Genomic DNA, 18,066 nt, shown 5'->3' on the forward strand with positions numbered 1-18,066 from the left:
ATGGACACATGACTGCACCAGAGAAGATTCCCAACGCGGGGAAGAAGGCGAAGGACCTCAACGAGGTCATCCGCTACACCCTGTGGTCCGTCTTCAGGCTGAAGGACGTCCTGCCGGAGGACCGCGCCGGCTACGCCGACGAGGTCCAGGAGCTGTTCGACCAGCTGGCCGCCAAGGACATCACGGTCCGGGGCACCTACGACGTGTCCGGCCTGCGCGCCGACGCGGACGTCATGATCTGGTGGCACGCGGAGACCGCGGACGAGCTGCAGACCGCCTACAACCTGTTCCGCCGCACCCGCCTGGGCCGCGCGCTGGAGCCGGTGTGGTCGAACATGGCCCTGCACCGCCCCGCCGAGTTCAACAAGTCGCACATCCCGGCCTTCCTCGCCGACGAGGTCGCCCGCGACTACGTCAGCGTCTACCCGTTCGTGCGCTCCTACGACTGGTACCTGCTGCCCGACGAGGACCGTCGCCGCATGCTCGCCGACCACGGCAAGATGGCCCGCGGCTACCCCGACGTGCGCGCCAACACCGTCGCCTCCTTCTCCCTGGGCGACTACGAGTGGATGCTCGCCTTCGAGGCCGACGAGCTCTACCGCATCGTCGACCTCATGCGTCACCTGCGTGCCTCCGAGGCCCGCATGCACGTCCGCGAAGAGGTGCCCTTCTACACCGGGCGCCGCAAGTCCGTCGCCGATCTGGTGGACGGGCTCGCCTGATACCTCCCCTGGGGGGAAGGACCGGAGGACCGCAGACCAGCGGCCCCCGGTGATCGGGAGGCCCTGCCCCCGAATCGACGCAGCCGGAGACCCCGCCCCGGAAGTTCAGACGACGTGCGGCGCAAGCGCCCTGGGAGCGCTTGCCGCCCGGTCGTCCAGCGACACCGGCGCGGGCTCCGGATGCGGCGCGCACGCGACGCGCCACCCCGGAGTGGCACCCGTCAGCAGGTACCGCTCCACGTGCCCGTCCACGCAGCCGTTGCGTCCCCCCACCACCCCGTGCGCCCCGGCGCCCCGCTCGGTGACCAGCGCGGCCCGCGGCCCGAGCCGCCGTTGCAGCTCCAGCGCCCCCGCGTACGGGGTCGCCCCGTCCCGCTCCGCCGCGACCACCAGGGTCCCCGCGAGCGGGGCCACCTCCCCCTCCCGCGCGCCGACCGGCGTCGGCCGCTGCCGCACGGGCACCGGCCAGGACGCGCACGGCAGGTTGAGGAAGGCGTTCGCCCAGGTCTCGAAGGGCGCCCGGCGGGCCAGTTCGGTGTTGTCGCGGTCCCAGGTCTCCCAGTCGGCGGGCCACGGGGCGTCGTTGCACAGCACCGCCGTGTACACCGCGGTCGCGTTCGCCGCCTCCCGCGCCGTGTCCGGATCGGGCGCCGCCTGGGCGACGAGCGGACCCGGATCGCCCCGCAGGAACGCTGCCAGGGCGGCCGCCCGCCGCGGCCACACGTCGTCGTAGTAGGCCGCCTGGAGGTACGCGGCGTGCAGTTCGCCCGTCCCCACGACCCCGCCCGCCGGGGTGCGGGCCACGGCCCCGCGGACCCGCTCGTAACTCTCCCGCACGGCCTCCGCGGTGGTGCCGAGCCCGTACGTGGCGTGGTGGCGGGCCGCCCAGGCCCGGAAGTCGGCCCAGCGGCGTTCGAAGGCGGGGGCCTGGTCGAGGTTGTTGCGGTACCAGACGCGGCGCGGATCGGGGTCCACCGCGGAATCGAGGACCATGCGCCGGACCCGGTCCGGGAAGAGGGTGGCGTACACGGCCCCCAGATAGGTGCCGTACGAGGCCCCCATGAAGGTCAACCGCCGCTCCCCGAGGGCCGCGCGCAGCACGTGCAGGTCACGGGCGTTGTCCAGGGTCGTGTAGTGCGCCAGCGCCGTCCCCGCGCGGCGCGCGCAGCCGAGGGCGTAGGCGCGGGCGGCGGCCCGCCGCTCCTGCTTGTAGGCGGGGGAGGGATCCGCCGGCACCTGGGTCGGAGGGCGGCGGCGTTCGCCCGGGTCCTCGCAGGTCAGCGGGGCGGAAGGGCCGACGCCGCGCGGGGCGTAGCCGACGAGGTCGTAGGCGGCCGCGATCCGCCTCCAGGCGGGCCGCGTCGCCAGCAGCGGGAAGTACGTCCCGGAGGCGCCCGGCCCGCCGGGGTTGTGGACCAGCGCGCCCTGACGAGCGGCCCCGTCCCGCCCGGTGGCGGGGACCCGGCTGACGGTCAGGGGGATCCGGGGGCCGTCGGGGCGGGCGTAGTCGAGCGGGACGCGCAGGGTCGCGCAGCGCACGGGGAGCGGGAGGCCCTCGGCGGCGGGGCAGGGGCCGAAGGAGAGGCCCTTGCCGGCCCCGGCCCGCGCCGCGGCCTCGGCGGCGACCCGCTCGGCTCCCGCGTTCTCGACGGAGCCGAGGACGGACGGGCCGTCGTCCGCGCGGGCCTGTGCCGGGGCGCTCAGGGCGAGGCACAGGACCGCCGCGACGGTGCCGTGGCGTGCGAGCGTCGTCCGCATGGCGCCCCTCTCATCTCATCGACAAGTCCGATGAGATGCCGCCGGCGGCGCCCTGTACAGGTCCGCCGCCGGGTGTCGGGCGCCGTACCCCCGTTCGCCCCAACCGCGCCCGACCCGCAGGGGGTGACGGAGCCTCAGGAACTGCTGGAACAGCTCGAACCGGAGCTGGAACTCGAACAGCTCGACCCGGAGCTCGACCCGGAGCAGCTCGACCCGGACGAACCGGAGCAGCTCGACCCGGAGGACCCGCACCCCGAGGACCCGCCGGAACCGCCGCCGTCGCTCGCGGCGCACCACACCATGGGGGCGGCGGCGCAGGAGTCGGAGGAGCCGGAGGCACGGTGCGAGCCGTTGCCCGACCCGTACCCGCGCGCCTGGGCGGCGGCCAGCCGGGTACTGCGGGCGGCCGGTACCAACTGCTCGCGCAGGTACGGGTCGTGCAGCCCGGTCAGTCCGAACAGCGAGACCGCCGTCGAAGCGGCCGGGTCGCTCTCGTGGCGGGCCCGCACGGCCAGGAGCGCCTGCCGTCCCGCCGGGGTCAGCCGCCTCCCGGCCCGCTTCGCGCACACGGTACCGATGACGATCCCGGCGAGCAGGGCGGGGAAGACCTGGACGATGAACGGCACCCCCGGGTCCGACTCCAGGGCCAACGCCACGAAGGTCAGCGGCAACGAGAAGGGAACCAGCAGCCCGCACACCACCGCCAGGGCGACGCCCCACCGGCGCAGGCGGCGTCCGCCGCCCGGCGGCAGCAGCAGCCCGCGCGCCGCCAGCGCGTCACCGACCGCCTGCACGGCCGGGTCCAGCATCGCGGCGTAGCGCACCTGGTAGAGCCAGCCGGAGGAGGCCCGCAGGAGGGCCTCGGCCACGGCGTTCTCGGCGGGGCCGACCGCCCGCGCCCCGGTCCGCATCCGTACGATCCCGGGGCCGCCGACCGTCAGCCGGCCGTCCCCGAGCAGCGAGACGAGGGCCGCGTCGATCACGTTCCCCGGGCCACCGACCAGGAACGCGGCCTCCGCCAGGTCGTGCAGGGCGGGGGAGGCCCCGGCCGTGGCGGACCGCGAGCGGTACAGGCCGCGCAGCAGCACCGCGGCCGAGGCGATCACGCCGATCCAGATGACGGCGGCGATGACGTCGAAGGGGCTCACGCGGCCCTCCCCACCAGGGCACGGGCCCAGCGCACGATCCGCCGGGGCGGTCGGGCCCCGGAGCGGTCCCGCCACCAGGCGGTGAGCCGGCGGCGGGCCGCCGGGTCCCGCGGCAGGTCCTGGATCAGCAGGTGTTCGGCGAAGTCGAGGGCGTCGCGACGGTACCCGGCCGTCATGGGACGGTGACGGGCGTAGCCGAGGAAGGCCTCGCGGTAGGGGGCGGGGCCGCCCAGGATCCGGGGGAGCTCCGGCGCGACCTTCGCGACCACCGAGGCGCGCTTGGCGGCGAGCGCCCGCGCCTGGACGCGGACGCGCCGCCGGTCGAAGCCCTCGGGCACGGGGGTCCCCGCGACCAGGGCCGACAGCAGGGCCGCCTGCCCGAGCGCGACGCGCGTGCGCGCGGCGTCGTCGACCGCGCCGACCCCGGGCGCCCCGGCCGCCTCCGGGGTACCGCCGATCTCCGGGGCACCGCCGGCCTCCCCCGTACCACCGGGCTCCGCCGCCTGCTCCGCGTCCTTCGCGGCGTCGGCTTCCGCCTGGGTCGCGTCGGCTTCAGGCGCCGCGTCGGCTTCAGGCGCCGCGCCGGCTTCCGGAGCCGTGGCGGCGGCGCCGGACCGTCCTCGGGCGGTCGGCCGCGGGGTGTCCTTCGGCGCGGTGCCCCGGGCCGTCACCACCTCGCGGATGCGGGCCAGTTCCCCGGCCAGCTCCTCCTCGGGCGGGAAGTCGTCGTCCCGCTCCAGCAGGACGCCCGGCGGGTCGACCCGATCGCGCAGCCCCGCCAGGACGTCGAGGACCACCGGCGGCACCGGGTGCGCGTGCGTGTCGTGCCAGACGCCGTCGCGCTCCACCCCACCGGCCACGTGCACGTACGCGAGCGCTTCCAGCGGGATGCCGTCCAGTACGGCGGCGGGGTCCTCGCCCCGGTTGACGCGGTTGGTGTGCAGGTTGGCGACGTCCACGAGGAGGCGTACGCCGGTCCGCTCCACCAGCTCCGTCAGGAACTGTCCCTCGGTCAGCTCCTCCCCGGGCCAGGACAGCAGCGCGGCTATGTTCTCCAGCGCCAGCGGCACCGGCAGCGCGTCCTGCGCGATCCGGACGTTCTCGCACAGCACGTCCAGCGCGTCCCGGGTCCGGGCCACGGGCAGCAGGTGCCCCGCTTCGAGCACGGGAGAGGAGGTCCGTACGAAGGCGATGTGCTCGGTGACCAGCGGCGCCCCCAGGGCCACCGCCCGCTCGCCCAGCGCGGCCAGCTTGCCCGCGTCCGGACGGTCGGCGCCGCCCAACCCCAGCGACACCCCGTGCGGGACCACGCGCACCCCGCGCTCGCGCAACCGCAGCAGCGACTCGGGCAGGTGGCCCGGGCAGACGTTCTCCGCCACCACCTCGACCCAGTCCAGGCCGTCGAGCCGCTCGACCGCGTCCGCGATCTCCGGCCGCCAGCCGATCCCCACCCCCAGGCGTTCCATGGGCTTCATGTCCCCCTCGCCCCCTCTCACTGTTCCTGTGCCGGTGTCATCGCCCCGACCTGGTCGGGCCAACCGTGAGGAGGGGACGTTCAGAGCAACATTTGAGGTTCCGGGCTCCGGGGCCGTCTCACCTGGCGGTCCGCCCGGATCGCTCAGAGCCGGGCGCGCAGGGCGGGGTGGTCCGAGACGACCGTGCAGGAGCCCGGAGCGATCTCCGTGAACCCGGCGTCCCGCACCACCGGGAGCCCGCTCCCGCTCAGCTCGGCCCACCGCTCGCGCGGGGCGGTGCGCACCGCCAGGCGGAAGCCGTCGGCCAGCCACGCCCGGCGCTCGGCACCGGTCAGTTCCCACCACGCCAACTGCGCGGCGTGCCCGGCCTGGGCCATCGCCTTGCCCGCCGACATGTCGAGGTCCGGGTTCAGCCACAGCACCGGCAGCCCCGCCGGCGCCTGCGCGACCGGCTCCGGGTCGTCCAGGTCGGTGCCCGACACCTGGAGCTTGGCCAGCTCCTTGGGCCAGCCGTCGAGCGGGACCGGCGGGAAGACCCGTACCTCCGCGGCCTCGCCGTGCACGGTGACGCCGGCCAGCGCGCCCGCCTTGCGCCACTCCGCGCCGCGCGCCCGCCGCACCACCTTGCGGATCCGGGCGTCCTGCCAGTCCCGTACCGCGGCGGCCCACTCGCCCTCGCCGCGCGCCCGCTCGTCCGTCAGCAGCACCAGCACCGCGCGGGCCGCCGTCTCCAGGGCGTCCGTCCGGGCCGGCGGCGCGTCCTTCTCGATGCGCACGACCAGCGGCAGCACGAACTGCGGGGCCTCGTCGCGGATCGCGTGCTCCTGCCGGAACGGGCTGTCCGCCCCCACGGCGGGTACGTCTCGGGTGTCATGCGTGTGCCGGGTGCTCATCCCACCAAGGATGCCAGGCTCCACCCTGAGGAGGATGTCGAGGGGGCGGCGGCCCGGCGAGGATCGACGGCATGAAGAGTGACCTTTTCGCGTCCGAGAACCTCGCGCGGGCGTCCGTCGCGCCCGGCATGACCCTGCAGAACGCCAAGTCCGTCAAGTACACCGTCGACGGCGAGATGTTCGCCCGCCAGGGTTCGATGGTCGCCTTCCGGGGCGACCTGAGCTTCGAGCGCAAGGGCCAGGGCATAGGCGGCATGCTCAAGCGGGCCGTCACGGGCGAGGGCCTCGCCCTGATGTCCGTACGCGGGCGCGGCGAGGCGTGGTTCGCACACCAGGGCGGGCACTGCTTCCTCGTCGAGCTGGAGCCCGGTGACGCGCTGACCGTCAACGGCCGCAACGTCCTGTGCTTCGACCCGACGCTCTCCTACGAGATCAGGATGGTCAAGGGCGCCGGCATGACCGGCGGCGGCCTCTTCAACAGCCTCTTCACCGGCACCGGCAAGCTCGCCGTGGTCTGCGACGCGAGCCCGATCGTCATCCCCGTCACCCCGCAGGCGCCCGTCCACGTCGACACCGACGCGGTCGTCGGATGGAGCGCGGCCCTGGAGACCGGGCTGCACCGCTCCCAGTCCGTCGGGTCGATGATCCGCGGCGGCTCCGGCGAGGCCGTCCAGCTCAGGCTGAGCGGCGAGGGCTTCGTCATCGTCCGGCCCAGCGAGGTGACCGAGGCGGCGGCCTCCCACTGACCCGACCCCGCCTCCGGCGGCCCCGACTAGGCTCGGGGGCATGGAACGCGAGCGCGCACCGCAGCACCGTCCCGCCGAGCCGGCCGGACACGTCGAGTCCACCGAGCCGGCGGACGCGGCCTCGTACTGTCCCGCGCCCGCCGTACCGGCCGGGCGGGTGCCCGGTCCGCCGTACGCCGACTGCGTGCGGTGCGGCGAACCCACCGAGTACGGGGTCGCCACCCCGGGCGTCGTGCTGTGCCCGGTCTGCGAGTGGCAGGACGCGCAGCGCTCCGCCTGCTCGGGCTGACGCGACGACCCCCTCCCGCGGCCGGCCCGGCTACTTCCCGATCAGCTCGGACACCTTCACGAACCGGTAGCCGCGCTTGCGCAGCTCCGGGACGATCTTCCGGATGGCCTCCTCGGTGACGGGCGCCGCGCTGCGCGTGCAGTGCATGACGACCACCGAGCCGGGCTTCACCCCGGCCAGCACCTGCTGCGCCACGGCGTCGGGGTCCTTGGCGAAGGCGTCTCCGCTGACCACGTCCCACTGGACCGCGGTGACCTTGGCGGCGGAGATGGCCCGCAGCGCCCGGTCGTCGTAGCAGCCGCCGGGGAAGCGGAAGTAGGGGACCGTGTTGACGGCCCCGGCCGTGCGGAACGCGGCGAAGGCCCGGTCGACGTCGGCCCGTGCGGCCTCGTCGTCCAGGGCGGGCAGCCCGTAGCAGGGGGACGTGAAGGCGTGGTGGCTGTAGGAGTGGTTGGCGATCTCGAAGTTCGGGTCGGTGCCGATGGCCTTCGCCTGGTCCGGGTACTCCTCCGCCCAGCGGCCCGTCATGAAGACGGTCGAGGGCACCTGGAGCCGGCGCAGGGTGGCGATCAGGTCCGGGTTGTCGAACCTCTCGCCCGAGGCGGCGCGGGGGCCCTGATCGGAGGTCATGTCGGCGTCGAAGGTCAACGCCACGACCTTGTCGGTCTGCGCGCGGGCCCGCTCGAAGACGGGGGTCAGGCCGTTCGGGCCGGGGGCCATGGTCGGCGCCCTGCCCGGGGCGCCGGGGCGCGGGGAGACGGGCGCGGCGGCGGACGGGGAGGCCGGGGCGGAGCCCGGTGCGGAGGCCGCCGGCTTGCCGATGCGTGCCTGGCCGCCGTCCTGCGACGTACCGGTGCCGCCCCCGCATCCCGCGAGGGCGGCACTGAGCGCGGCCACGGCCGCCACTTTGCGTACAGAAAGGGTCACGTACGCAAAATATATGACTATGTGGCAAGCAGACGTTTACGGCACTCGGCGACGTCGAAGTCGCCCGGCGGGTACTTCGGGCCGATCTCCTCCAGGTGCTCCAGCAGGAGGGTGCCGACCGCCCAGTCGCGGTACCACTTGTGGTCCGCCGGGACGACGTACCAGGGCGCCGCCTGCGTGGAACACCTCTCCAGCGCCACCGCGTAGGCCTCCTGGTACGCGGGCCACCTGCCGCGGTCCTCGATGTCGCCCGGAGCGAACTTCCAGTGCTTCTCCGGGTCGTCCAACCGCTTCAGCAGCCGCTCGCGCTGCTCCTCGCGGCCGATGTGCAGGAACACCTTGACCACGGTCACGCCGTCGTCGACGAGGGACCTCTCGAAGAGGTTGATCTCCTCGTAGCGCCGCTCCAGCCGCTCGCGCGGCACCAGCTCGCGGACCCGGGCGACGAGGACGTCCTCGTAGTGCGAACGGTCGAAGATGCCGATCTCGCCCGCGCGGGGGAGCGCCCGCATGATCCGCCAGAGGAAGGGGTGGTCCCGCTCCTCGGGCGTGGGCGCCTTGAAGGCCGTGATCCGGCAGCCGGACGGGTTGAGCAGGCCGATCACGTGCTTGACCGTGCCGCCCTTGCCGGAGGTGTCCATGCCCTGGAGGACCAGCAGCAGCCGACGCCGGTCCCCGCCCGTGCTCGCCGCGTACAGCCGCTCCTGGAGCGTGGCCAGCCGACCGGCCGCCGCGGCGGTGGCCGCGACCCCGGCCGCCTTGTCGACGGGGCCGCCGGGGAGGGAGTCGGTCCGGTACGAGCCGAGGTCCACGCGCGCCCCGGGCGCCACCCGCAGCGATGCCCGGAGCGGGCCCTCAGGGCCGGCGCCGCGCTCCGCGTGCTCCCGTTCCCCGCCCCGTCGCGAGGTGCCGCTCTTCTTCGCCACCGCCGGCCACCCGCCTCCGTCGATCCCGTCCGCCGCCCTTCGATCCTCCACCGGATCGAAGGGGGCCGCGACGCGGCGGCCACGGCCACGGCCAGGGGCGCGGCCCCGGCCCGCTCACCGCCAGGGCCCCGTCACCGCGAACGTCGTCCCGGGGGCGTAGGCGTTGACGTACAGGGTCCGCCGGTCCGGGGAGAAGGTCACCCCCGCGAACTCCCCCCACTCCGGTGCCGCCGGCCCGCCGATGTCCTGCGCGTTGCGGGCGACCGGGTAGACCTCGCCGTGCGGGGTCACCCCGAAGACGTACTGTTCCCCGGCGCCGTCCTCGCACACCATCAGCCCGCCGTCGGGTGCCGGGCAGATGTTGTCGGGGGAGTCCCCCGGCAGCCGGACGTCCGAGGACGGGCCGAAGCGGACGTCCAGCCGCAGCCGGGAGCGCAGCGGGTCGAGGAACCAGACCTGCCCGTGGTGGTCGGCGCCGGCCCCCTCGGCCGCGCGGGCGAAGCTGGAGACGAAGTACACCCCCGTGCCGCCCCAGTAGCAGCCCTCCAGCTTCTGGGCGTGCGTGATCCCGCCCGGCCCGAAGTCCTGGAACCGGATCGGCGTCCCGGCGGCCGACGGATCGGGTACGGGCACCCACTCGACGGGGAACTCCGCCCCCGGCTCGTCCACCACGGACAGGTCGGGGAGACCGGGCACCCGCAGGGCCTCCAACCGCCCCCCGGCCCGAAGCGAGCCGGGGCCGCCGAGGGGGCGCGCGGGCAGGAAGCGGTAGAAGAGGCCGAAGGGGCGCACGAAGGCGTCCTCCGTCTCGTAGACCACACCGCGGTACGGGTCCACGGCGACGGCCTCGTGGGCGAAGCGCCCGAGCGCCGTCAGCGGGACCGCGCCCAGTCGGTGGGGGTCGGCGGGGTCGACCTCGAAGACGTGGCCGTGGTCCCGGGCGTACCCGTCGGTGCCCGCCCGGTCCTCCGTCTCCTCGCAGCTCAGCCACGTGTTCCAAGGGGTGCGGCCGCCCGCGCAGTTGACGGCGGTACCGGCGAGGGCCACCCGCTCGACGCGGACCCCGCCCGCCGCGTCCAGCTCCAGCACGGTGCAACCGCCCCGGGCCGCCGGGTCGTACGTGAGCCCCTCCACGGCCGGCACCCGCAGCGCGGCGCCGACGCGGTTCTCGTGGTTGCGCACCAGACGGACCCGCCCCTCGCCCGCGTCGAACGCGGCCATGCCGTCGCAGTTGGCCGGTACGGGGCCCTCGCCCGAGCGCAGCGGGTCCCCGGCGCGCGACAGGACCCGGTACGAGAACCCCTCGGGCAGGTCGAGCAACCCGCGCGGATCGGGCCGCAGGGGCCCGTACCCCCCGAACCCGGCCGTGGACCCGCCGGCCGTGGACCCGCCGGCCGCAGACCCGAACCCGGCCGCCGACCCGGGCGGGGCGCCGGGCGCCGGCCCTGCGGGGGGCACGGCCGCGCGGCTGCCCGCCGTCCCGGCGAACAGGGCGCCGAGCGCTCCGCTGAAGGCGATCGTGCCGGCCGCGAGCAGGCTGCGTCGGGTGACGGACATCGGCAACTCCCCGGTGGGCGACTGGAGATGACCGGCCCGTGGTACCACGCGGGGCGGGCGCGGAGCCCGCGACGCGAGCGCCGTCGCGGCGGCCTCACCCGGTCCGTCACCCCACCGGGCCCCCGCACGACGCGTGCGGGGGCCCGGTGGGGTGGACGGAACGCCGCCGATCGGAGGATCAGGCGAGTTCGGCGCTCAGGGTGATCGTCGTACCGGTCAGCGCCTGGCTCACCGGGCAGTTCTTCTTGGCGTCCTCGGCGGCGGCGGCGAAACCGGCCTCGTCCAGACCCGGGACCTCGCCCTTGACGGTCAGGTGGATGCCGGTGATGCCCTCACCCGGCTGGAAGGTGACGTCGGCCTTGGTCTCCAGGCGGGTGGGCGGGTTGCCCGCGCCGGCGAGACCGTGGGAGAGGGCCATCGAGAAGCAGCTGGAGTGGGCGGCGGCGATCAGCTCTTCCGGGCTGGTCTTGCCGTTCGCGGCCTCGGCGCGGGAGGGCCAGGAGACGTCGTACGAGCCGATGCCCGAGGAGTCGAGGCTGACGACGCCCTTGCCCTCCAGCAGGTTGCCTTCCCAGACGGTGTGCGCGTGACGCGTGGTGGCCATGGTGATCCCTTCGCAGACGTGGAAACGGCCGGGCCCAAGGAGCGCCCGGCCGTCCCAAACCTACTGGGCCACCAGGGGTTTCGCGTCGCGCGCGAGCGCGGTGAGCCGCGATATCGCGCGGAAGTACTTCTTCCGATAGCCGCCGTTGAGCATTTCTTCACTGAAGAGCCGGTCGAAGGGGACCCCGGAGGCGAGGACGGGGACCTCGCGGTCGTACAGCCGGTCGGCGAGCACGACCAGGCGCAGTGCGGTCGACTGGTCCGGCACCGGGACGACGTCGGTCAGGCAGACCGCCGCTATCCCGTCCGTGAGGGCGCCGTAGCGGCTCGGGTGGACCTTCGCCAGGTGCTCCAGCAGTCCGGGGAAGTCGTCGAGGCTCGCGCCGGCGGTGGCGTACGCGGCCTTCGCGACCTGCTCGTCGGAGAAGGGCGCCGGTGCCTCGGGCAGGCCGCGGTGGCGGTAGTCCTGGCCGTCGATGCGCAGGGGGCGGAAGTGCGAGGACAGGCCCTGGATCTCCCGCAGGAAGTCGGCGGCCGCGAACCGGCCCTCGCCGAGCTTGCCGGGCAGGGTGTTGGAGGTGGCGGCGAGGGCCACGCCCTGCTCCACGAGGCGGCTGAGCAGGGAGGAGACGAGGACGGTGTCGCCCGGGTCGTCCAGCTCGAACTCGTCGATGCACAGCAGGCGGTGTCCGCCGAGGGTCTGGACGGTCTGCTGGAAGCCGAGGGCGCCGACCAGGTTCGTGAGCTCCACGAAGGTGCCGAAGGCCTTGAGGGCGGGCTCGGCGGGGGTGGCGTGCCACAGGGAGGCCAGCAGGTGGGTCTTGCCGACGCCGTAGCCGCCGTCGAGGTAGACGCCCCGGGGGCCGGCGGCGGGTGCGGCGGGCTTGCGGGAGAACCAGCGGCGCTTGGCGGGACCGGTGGCGTGCGCGCCGCCGAGCCCGGCGGCGAAGTCGGCGAGGACGGTGACGGCCTCGGCCTGGCTGGGCTGCGCGGGGTCCGGGTTGTAGGTGTCGAAGCGGACCGAGTCGAAGCGGGGCGGCGGCACCATCTCGGCCACCAGCCGTTCGGCGGGTACGCGCGGCTCGCGGGCGCACAGGGCCTGCGGACCCGCGTCGGCTATCGGGGGCCGCCCGGAGGCGGGACCGGGGGTGGAGAGAGAGGTCGACACAGCTCTTAACTCTACGGGGCGTGTCAGACTGCACCGATGCGCCGCCTGTTCCCTGTGACCGATCAGACATCCGCCCCGTCCCGGGACCTGACCGACCGCGCGTGGTCGCTCGACGAGCTCGCCGAGGCCTACGCCTATCCGCCGCTCGCCCCCGAGGCCCACTGGCTGCGGGCGAACATGGTCTCCACCCTCGACGGCGCCGCGCAGCACGACGGGCGCTCCCAGCCCATCTCGGGCGAGACCGACATGCGGATCTTCGGCACCCTGCGGGCGCTGGCCGACGTGGTCGTGGTGGGCGCGGAAACGGTTCGCCAGGAGGGGTACCGCCCGGCCCGCGCCCGGGAGGCCTTCGCGGCCCGCCGCGAGGCCGCCGGGCAGGGCCCGGCGGCGGCCATCGCCGTGGTCACCGCCGGCCTGGACCTGGACTTCGGCCTGCCGCTGTTCACCTCCCCGCTGGTGCCCACGCTCGTGCTCACCGGCTCCGGCGCCCCCGCGGACCGGGTGGCCGAGGCCCGCGCGGCCGGGGTCGAGGTGGTGGTGGCCGGTGACGGGGCCGCGGTGGACCCGCTGCGGGCCGTACGGGAGCTGGCGGCGCGGGGGCTGCGCCGGCAGCTGACCGAGGGCGGTCCCCGGCTGCTGGGCCAGTTCGTGGCGGCCGACGCGCTGGACGAGCTGTGCCTGACGATCTCCCCGACCCTGACGGCCGGCAACGCGCAGCGGATCGCCGGCGGGCCGTCCGTCACGGTTCCGCACCGGCTCGCGCCGGCCTGCGTACTGGAAGAGGCCGGGTTCCTCTTCACGAGCTACCGTCGGATCTGAAGAGAGGCGGAATTTGTCGTTCCGCTTCGCTTCCGGTGGGCACATTCCTGGGCACATATATCTGCGCAGGCCCCGCGTCACAGCGGGGCAGGATGGTTTCCGCCGGGGCCGGCCGACCCGCCCCGGCGCACGAAGGAGAGGGCGTCCGTGTTCACGAGCGTATTGATGATCGAGCAGCCGCTGACCACGGTCGACGTGGACTTCGTCACCACCCTGCACGGAGACGACCGGGTCTCGTTCGTCGTCCTCATGCAACCCAGGGGCGACCAGGACCGACTGCTCCGCGCCATCGACGACGTCGCGCTCGGCGAACTGCCCGAAGCACTCCACGAGGCCGACGTGCCCGAGGGCGACGCCGCCCGCGGCCCCGCCGCCCAGGCCCTCGAACACTCCCTCGCCGCCCTGCGCAAGAAGGGCGCCACGGCCGTCGGACACCTCGTCGAGAACCATCCCCTCGACAAACTCAAGGCCGTCGTCGACGAGACCGCGGCCGACGAGGTGATCGTCCTGACCGCCCCCCACTTCGTCGAGGAGTTCTTCCACCGGGACTGGGCCTCCCGGGCCCGGCACAAGGTCGGGGTTCCCGTGCTCAAACTGTTCGCCCACAACGAATAGGCTGGGCGGGCACAGCCCCCGCACGACGCACCACGCGGCACGCACCACCACACGCAGCACGCACGACACCACGCAGTGCGCACGACACCACGGAGTGCGCACGCACACGATCCTGGAGCGACCTGAATGAAGCCCGGCCTGCCGACCGCGATGGAACGGCCCCACTTCATCGGCATCGGCGGCGCCGGCATGTCCGGCATCGCGAAGATCCTCGCCCAGCGCGGCGCGAAGGTGGCCGGCAGCGACTCCCGAGACTCCGAGACCGCCCAGGCGCTGCGCGCCCACGGCGCCACGGTCCACCTCGGGCACGCCGCCGACCACCTCGCCGCCGACTCCACCTGCGTGGTCGTCTCCAGCGCCATCCGCGCCGACAACCCCGAGCTGGCCCGCGCCGCCGAGCTGGGCATCCCCGTCGTGCACCGCTCCGACGCCCTCGCGGCCCTGATGGACGGCCTGCGCCCCATCGCCGTCGCCGGCACCCACGGCAAGACCACCACCACCTCGATGCTGGCGGTCTCCCTCTCCGCCCTCGGCCTCGACCCCTCGTACGCCATCGGCGGCGACCTGGACGCCCCCGGCTCCAACGCCCACCACGGCGAGGGCGACATCTTCGTCGCCGAGGCCGACGAGAGCGACCGCAGCTTCCACAAGTACACGCCGCGGGTCGCGATCATCCTCAACGCCGAACTCGACCACCACGCGAACTACGCGTCGATGGAAGAGATCCACGAGTCCTTCGAGACCTTCGTCGGCAAGATCGTCCCCGGGGGCACCCTCGTCGTCGCCCACGGCCAGGAGGGCGCCGCCGAGATCGCCCGCCGCGTCGCCGACCGCGACGGCCTGAACGTCGTCACCTACGGCGAGGACGAGGCCGCCGACGTCGGCATCACCAAGATCACCCCGCGTGGTCTGACCAGCGAGGTCACCGTCCTCCTCGACGGCCGGATGCTCACCTTCACCGTCTCCGTGCCCGGCCGCCACTACGCGCACAACGCCGTCGCCGCCCTCGCCGCCGGCGTCGCCCTCGGCATCCCGGCGCACAACCTCGCCTCCGCCCTCGGCAAGTACACCGGCGTCAAGCGCCGCCTCCAGCTCAAGGGCGAGGCCGCCGGCGTCCAGGTCATCGACTCCTACGCGCACCACCCGACCGAGATGACCGCCGACCTGGAGGCCATCCGCGGCGCCGCCGGCGACGCCCGCATCCTGGTCGTCTTCCAGCCGCACCTCTTCTCCCGCACCCAGGAGCTGGGCAAGGAGATGGGGCAGTCCCTCTCCCTCGCCGACGCCTCCGTGGTCCTCGACATCTACCCGGCCCGCGAGGACCCGATCCCGGGCATCACCAGCGAGCTGATCATCGCCGCCGCCCGCGCCGCCGGGGCCGACGTCAACGCCGAGCACGACAAGGGCGCCGTCGCCGACGTCATCGCGGGAATGGCCAAGCCCGGCGATCTCGTTCTCACCATGGGCGCGGGCGACGTCACGGATCTGGGACCGCAGATCCTCGCCCGCCTGTCGAACTGAGGGAGCGGGAACGTCATGGCGTACGAGGTCCAGAAGACGGACGAGCAGTGGCAGGCCGAGCTGACCCCGTCCGAGTACCAGGTGCTGCGCCTCGCGGGCACCGAGCCGGCCTTCCGGGGCGAGTACACCGACACCAAGACGGAGGGCGTCTACTCCTGCCGCGGCTGCGGCGCCGAGCTGTTCCGTTCCTCGGAGAAGTTCGAGTCGCACTGCGGTTGGCCGTCGTTCTTCGACCCCAAGGACAGCGAGGCCGTCGAGCTGGTCGCCGACGCCTCCCACGGCATGGTCCGCACCGAGGTGCTCTGCGCGCGCTGCGGTTCCCACCTCGGCCACGTCTTCGAGGGCGAGGGCTACCCCACCCCGACCGACCAGCGGTACTGCATCAACAGCATCTCCCTGCGCCTGAACCCGACGCAGGAGGGCTGACCCCCCGGCCGCCCGGCGGCCGACCCCACGGGTGTCCGTGAACTCCCCGAGGGCCCTCCCGCATCCGCCCCGCGCGGATCGGGAGGGCCCTCGGGCCGTGTTCAGGCGTTCCGGACCACCTCCGCGAGGTGGTCGTCCAGGGTGCGCCCGGGGATCCAGCCGCGGGACCGGGAGCGGGCCAGGTCCAGGACGACCGGATGCGACAGCTGGTCCACCGCGTAGCGGCTGAGGACCGGCTCCCCGCCCGTCAGGCGGGCCGCCGCCTGGGCCGCGCGGGCCGCCGTACGGGCCACCGGGAGCGGCAGGTGCCGGATCCGGGCCCGCACCCCGTGGGCCCGCAGCACCGCGCCGACCGCCGCGTCCCGCCCGTAGGGGGCGGCGTCCGCCACGTTGTACGCGCCCGGGGGCCAGCCGACCGCCGCCAGGCAGGCGTCCGCGAGGTTCTCCACCGCCGTCAGGCTCAGGCGCACGTCCGGACCCGGCAGCAGCAGGGTCCCCGCCCGGACCCGGGACAGCAGGCGGGGCAGCAGCTGCGTGTCACCCGGCCCGTACACCGCCCGGGGCCGCAGCACGACCGCCCCCGCCGCCAGGGCCAGCGTCTCGCCCGCCGCCTTCGTACGGCCGTAGGCGTTCAGCTGTCCCGTCCGCGGATGCCCCTCGGCGATCCGCTCCCGGCCGGAGCGCGGGTCGTACACACTGGCGCTGCTCACCCACACCACCGGCCGGCCGGCGGCCGCCCGCAGCAGCCGGGCCGTACCGTCCACGTTCACCGCCCGCATGGCCGCCTCCGCCCGCGCCCCCGGCGCGGGATCGCCCACGGCCGCCGCGCAGTGCACCACGACGTCGACGCCGCTCAGGTCCGGCTCGGCGCGCGCGGCGTCCCAGAACCGGTGTTCCCCGACCGGGCCCGGCCGGCGGCCCAGCCCCACGACCGAGGCCCCGCGCGCGGCGGCCTCCCGGGCCACCCACCCGCCGCAGAAGCCGCTCGCCCCCGTCACCGCGACCCGCGCCCCCCTCACGCCGGGCCCCCCGCGCCGCCGCCCGCCGGGCACGCGCCCGCCGGGGCGGGGCCCGTCGCCGCGAGGCCTGCGGGGCCGTGGCCCGCTTGCGCGCAGCCGTCCGGCGCCGGGCCGCCCCCCGCCGGGCCGCCCCCCGCCGGGCCGTCCGGCGCCGGGCCGTGGCCTGCCGCCGCGAGGCCTGACGCCGCAGGGCCTGACGCCGCGGGGCCTGGCGCCGCGGGGCCGTGCCCCGTCTCCGCGTGGCCTGCCGTCGGGCCGCCGTGCGCCGCCGTTCCGGCGTCCGCCGCGCAAGCGCCGGGGCGCGGGCGGGTGGGGGCCTTCGGGGTGGCGCCGGGGCGTACCGTCAGGCGCCGCCAGCCCGGCAGGGCGGCCCGCCGGTCGACCCGGGCCCGCGCCACCACCGGCCGGTGCGGCGCCAGCGCCTCCAGTACGTCGCCCAGCAACACGACCGCCAACCGGGCCCCGGGACACGCGTGCGGCCCCGCCCCGAACACCAGCCGGGCCACCCCGGGCGCGACCGGATCCCGCCCGTCGGGGTCACGCCGGTGCGCCCCGACCGCGTGCCGGGCCACCAGCAGCAGCCGGTCCCCGCGCCGCACCGGGCACCCCCCGACGGTTCCCGCCCCGGCCGCTACCCGGGGCAACACCGGCGAGGCCGCCGTCACCCGCAGCAGTTCGTCCACCAGGGCGGGCCGCGTCGCGGCGTCGCCCGCCTGCCCCCACAGCCCCGCGTCCGCGCACCAGGCGACCGCCCGGGGCAGTGCCGCCACGGTGGTGTTCACCGCCGCCACCGCCACCATCGCGGGCAGCGCCCCCCGCCCCGGACCCAACAGCCCCCGCAGCCGCGCGGCGCTCCGCTCCGCCCGCGCCCGCGCACCCGGCCGGGGCGGGCCCGGCAGGTGGCTCCGTACGGAGGCGGCGGCGGCCTCGGCGGCGGCGCCTGCCAGCTCCCGCGCGTCGGCCTTCACGTCCAGCAGGGCGCACACCACCGACCCCGAGAGGACCCGGGCCAGCGCGACCACGTCGACCTCCCCGCCCCGGGCCAGCGGCGCCAGCTCCCGCGCCAGCAACGGCCGCCACACGGCCCGCAGCTCCTCCACCCCGGCCGCGCCGAGCCGCTCCGCCAGCGCCCGCCGGTCCGCCCGGTGCCCGCCGCCCTCCTGGTCGAACAGCACGCCCCCGTCCCCGCGCAGCGCCTCCCGGGCGGCCCCGCCCGTGGTGCCGGCCGCCGCCCGGTCCAACGGCAGCCGCGTCAACGCCTCCCGGTACGCGTCGGAGCCGTGCACCAGCACGGTCCGGCCGAGCCGCCGCACCGGACGGCCCCGACCGGCCCCGAGCAGCGCGAACAGCAACGGCCGGGCGAACAGGTAGACCCTGCGGTCCCGGCGTCGGGCCGCGGCCCGGTAGGTGGTCATGGGACGGTGAACCTCTCCGGAGACGGTGGTGGTGTACGC

General features: G+C 75.4%; 18 protein-coding genes. 7 read left to right on the forward strand and 11 right to left on the reverse strand.

Going from position 1 to position 18,066, the window contains the following annotated elements:
* Positions 1–8 precede the first annotated feature (8 nt).
* The gene (gene hemQ, locus ACZ6ZI_RS12440) at positions 9–722 is read left to right on the forward strand and encodes a hydrogen peroxide-dependent heme synthase (protein WP_363052919.1); all 714 of its coding nucleotides are present in this window, start codon (positions 9–11) and stop codon (positions 720–722) included.
* A 105-nt stretch (positions 723–827) separates the two neighbouring features.
* Here hemQ and ACZ6ZI_RS12445 read toward each other — a convergent pair whose 3' ends face one another.
* The 4 genes from ACZ6ZI_RS12445 to ACZ6ZI_RS12460 form a co-directional block, all read right to left on the reverse strand.
* Positions 828–2,480 carry an alpha/beta fold hydrolase gene (locus tag ACZ6ZI_RS12445; RefSeq protein ID WP_469519167.1) on the reverse strand — a complete coding sequence of 551 codons (1,653 nt, stop codon included), beginning with the start codon at positions 2,478–2,480 and terminating at the stop codon, positions 828–830.
* 134 nt (positions 2,481–2,614) lie between these two features.
* A complete protein-coding gene (locus ACZ6ZI_RS12450; RefSeq protein WP_469519169.1) occupies positions 2,615–3,628 on the reverse strand; it encodes a TIGR04222 domain-containing membrane protein in 1,014 nt (337 codons plus the stop codon).
* Positions 3,625–5,103 (reverse strand): MbnB/TglH/ChrH family RiPP precursor modification enzyme, encoded by a 1,479-nt coding sequence (locus ACZ6ZI_RS12455; protein ID WP_469519172.1) that lies wholly within the window; start codon positions 5,101–5,103, stop codon positions 3,625–3,627. The genes ACZ6ZI_RS12450 and ACZ6ZI_RS12455 overlap by 4 nt, the downstream gene beginning before the upstream one ends.
* A gap of 143 nt (positions 5,104–5,246) precedes the next feature.
* Positions 5,247–5,996, reverse strand: coding sequence for an aminoacyl-tRNA hydrolase (locus ACZ6ZI_RS12460; RefSeq protein ID WP_469519175.1), 750 nt, complete (start codon positions 5,994–5,996; stop codon positions 5,247–5,249).
* 71 nt (positions 5,997–6,067) lie between these two features.
* Here ACZ6ZI_RS12460 and ACZ6ZI_RS12465 point away from each other — a divergent pair, with 71 nt between their 5' ends.
* Positions 6,068–6,742, forward strand: a complete 675-nt coding sequence (locus tag ACZ6ZI_RS12465; RefSeq protein ID WP_469519178.1) for an AIM24 family protein — start codon at positions 6,068–6,070, stop codon at positions 6,740–6,742.
* A gap of 40 nt (positions 6,743–6,782) precedes the next feature.
* A complete protein-coding gene (locus ACZ6ZI_RS12470; RefSeq protein WP_469519181.1) occupies positions 6,783–7,031 on the forward strand; it encodes a hypothetical protein in 249 nt (82 codons plus the stop codon).
* 30 nt (positions 7,032–7,061) lie between these two features.
* On the opposite strand, the gene ACZ6ZI_RS12475 is transcribed toward ACZ6ZI_RS12470, so the two are convergent.
* The 5 genes from ACZ6ZI_RS12475 to zapE all read right to left on the reverse strand — a co-directional run bounded on the left by ACZ6ZI_RS12475 (position 7,062) and on the right by zapE (position 12,164).
* The gene (locus tag ACZ6ZI_RS12475) at positions 7,062–7,958 is read right to left on the reverse strand and encodes a polysaccharide deacetylase family protein (RefSeq protein WP_469519184.1); all 897 of its coding nucleotides are present in this window, start codon (positions 7,956–7,958) and stop codon (positions 7,062–7,064) included.
* A gap of 17 nt (positions 7,959–7,975) precedes the next feature.
* Positions 7,976–8,884, reverse strand: a complete 909-nt coding sequence (locus ACZ6ZI_RS12480; RefSeq protein WP_469519187.1) for a PPK2 family polyphosphate kinase — start codon at positions 8,882–8,884, stop codon at positions 7,976–7,978.
* A 114-nt stretch (positions 8,885–8,998) separates the two neighbouring features.
* On the reverse strand, positions 8,999–10,441 hold the full coding sequence (locus tag ACZ6ZI_RS12485; RefSeq protein WP_469519190.1) for an alkaline phosphatase PhoX: 1,443 nt from the start codon (positions 10,439–10,441) through the stop codon (positions 8,999–9,001).
* Between the two features lie 178 nt (positions 10,442–10,619).
* Positions 10,620–11,045, reverse strand: a complete 426-nt coding sequence (locus ACZ6ZI_RS12490) for an OsmC family peroxiredoxin (protein ID WP_469519194.1) — start codon at positions 11,043–11,045, stop codon at positions 10,620–10,622.
* A 60-nt stretch (positions 11,046–11,105) separates the two neighbouring features.
* On the reverse strand, positions 11,106–12,164 hold the full coding sequence (zapE, locus tag ACZ6ZI_RS12495; RefSeq protein ID WP_469519590.1) for a cell division protein ZapE: 1,059 nt from the start codon (positions 12,162–12,164) through the stop codon (positions 11,106–11,108).
* Positions 12,165–12,248: 84 nt separating this feature from the next.
* On the opposite strand from zapE, the gene ACZ6ZI_RS12500 reads away from it, so the two are divergent.
* The 4 genes from ACZ6ZI_RS12500 (at position 12,249) to msrB (ending at position 15,593) form a co-directional block, all read left to right on the forward strand.
* A complete protein-coding gene (locus ACZ6ZI_RS12500; RefSeq protein WP_469519197.1) occupies positions 12,249–13,031 on the forward strand; it encodes a pyrimidine reductase family protein in 783 nt (260 codons plus the stop codon).
* 147 nt (positions 13,032–13,178) lie between these two features.
* Positions 13,179–13,646 (forward strand): indole-3-glycerol phosphate synthase, encoded by a 468-nt coding sequence (locus tag ACZ6ZI_RS12505; protein ID WP_363052931.1) that lies wholly within the window; start codon positions 13,179–13,181, stop codon positions 13,644–13,646.
* Positions 13,647–13,772: 126 nt separating this feature from the next.
* Positions 13,773–15,167, forward strand: a complete 1,395-nt coding sequence (murC, locus tag ACZ6ZI_RS12510; protein WP_469519201.1) for a UDP-N-acetylmuramate--L-alanine ligase — start codon at positions 13,773–13,775, stop codon at positions 15,165–15,167.
* 15 nt (positions 15,168–15,182) lie between these two features.
* Positions 15,183–15,593, forward strand: coding sequence for a peptide-methionine (R)-S-oxide reductase MsrB (msrB, locus tag ACZ6ZI_RS12515; RefSeq protein WP_469519205.1), 411 nt, complete (start codon positions 15,183–15,185; stop codon positions 15,591–15,593).
* A gap of 101 nt (positions 15,594–15,694) precedes the next feature.
* On the opposite strand, the gene ACZ6ZI_RS12520 is transcribed toward msrB, so the two are convergent.
* Positions 15,695–16,612, reverse strand: a complete 918-nt coding sequence (locus ACZ6ZI_RS12520) for an NAD-dependent epimerase/dehydratase family protein (RefSeq protein ID WP_469519208.1) — start codon at positions 16,610–16,612, stop codon at positions 15,695–15,697.
* Positions 16,609–18,027, reverse strand: a complete 1,419-nt coding sequence (locus tag ACZ6ZI_RS12525; protein ID WP_469519211.1) for a cytochrome P450 — start codon at positions 18,025–18,027, stop codon at positions 16,609–16,611. The genes ACZ6ZI_RS12520 and ACZ6ZI_RS12525 overlap by 4 nt, the downstream gene beginning before the upstream one ends.
* Between the last annotated feature and the right edge of the window lie 39 nt (positions 18,028–18,066).

The sequence above is a fragment of the Streptomyces sp. NPDC103540 genome, assembly GCF_055584445.1.

Coding starts and splice junctions, on each gene's coding strand:
- hemQ (WP_363052919.1), top strand. CDS start 9: ATGACTGCACCAGAGAAGATTCCCAACGCGGGGAAGAAGGCGAAGGAC.
- ACZ6ZI_RS12445 (WP_469519167.1), bottom strand. CDS start 2,480: ATGCGGACGACGCTCGCACGCCACGGCACCGTCGCGGCGGTCCTGTGC.
- ACZ6ZI_RS12455 (WP_469519172.1), bottom strand. CDS start 5,103: ATGAAGCCCATGGAACGCCTGGGGGTGGGGATCGGCTGGCGGCCGGAG.
- ACZ6ZI_RS12460 (WP_469519175.1), bottom strand. CDS start 5,996: ATGAGCACCCGGCACACGCATGACACCCGAGACGTACCCGCCGTGGGG.
- ACZ6ZI_RS12465 (WP_469519178.1), top strand. CDS start 6,068: ATGAAGAGTGACCTTTTCGCGTCCGAGAACCTCGCGCGGGCGTCCGTC.
- ACZ6ZI_RS12470 (WP_469519181.1), top strand. CDS start 6,783: ATGGAACGCGAGCGCGCACCGCAGCACCGTCCCGCCGAGCCGGCCGGA.
- ACZ6ZI_RS12485 (WP_469519190.1), bottom strand. CDS start 10,441: ATGTCCGTCACCCGACGCAGCCTGCTCGCGGCCGGCACGATCGCCTTC.
- ACZ6ZI_RS12490 (WP_469519194.1), bottom strand. CDS start 11,045: ATGGCCACCACGCGTCACGCGCACACCGTCTGGGAAGGCAACCTGCTG.
- ACZ6ZI_RS12500 (WP_469519197.1), top strand. CDS start 12,249: ATGCGCCGCCTGTTCCCTGTGACCGATCAGACATCCGCCCCGTCCCGG.
- murC (WP_469519201.1), top strand. CDS start 13,773: ATGAAGCCCGGCCTGCCGACCGCGATGGAACGGCCCCACTTCATCGGC.
- msrB (WP_469519205.1), top strand. CDS start 15,183: ATGGCGTACGAGGTCCAGAAGACGGACGAGCAGTGGCAGGCCGAGCTG.
- ACZ6ZI_RS12525 (WP_469519211.1), bottom strand. CDS start 18,027: ATGACCACCTACCGGGCCGCGGCCCGACGCCGGGACCGCAGGGTCTAC.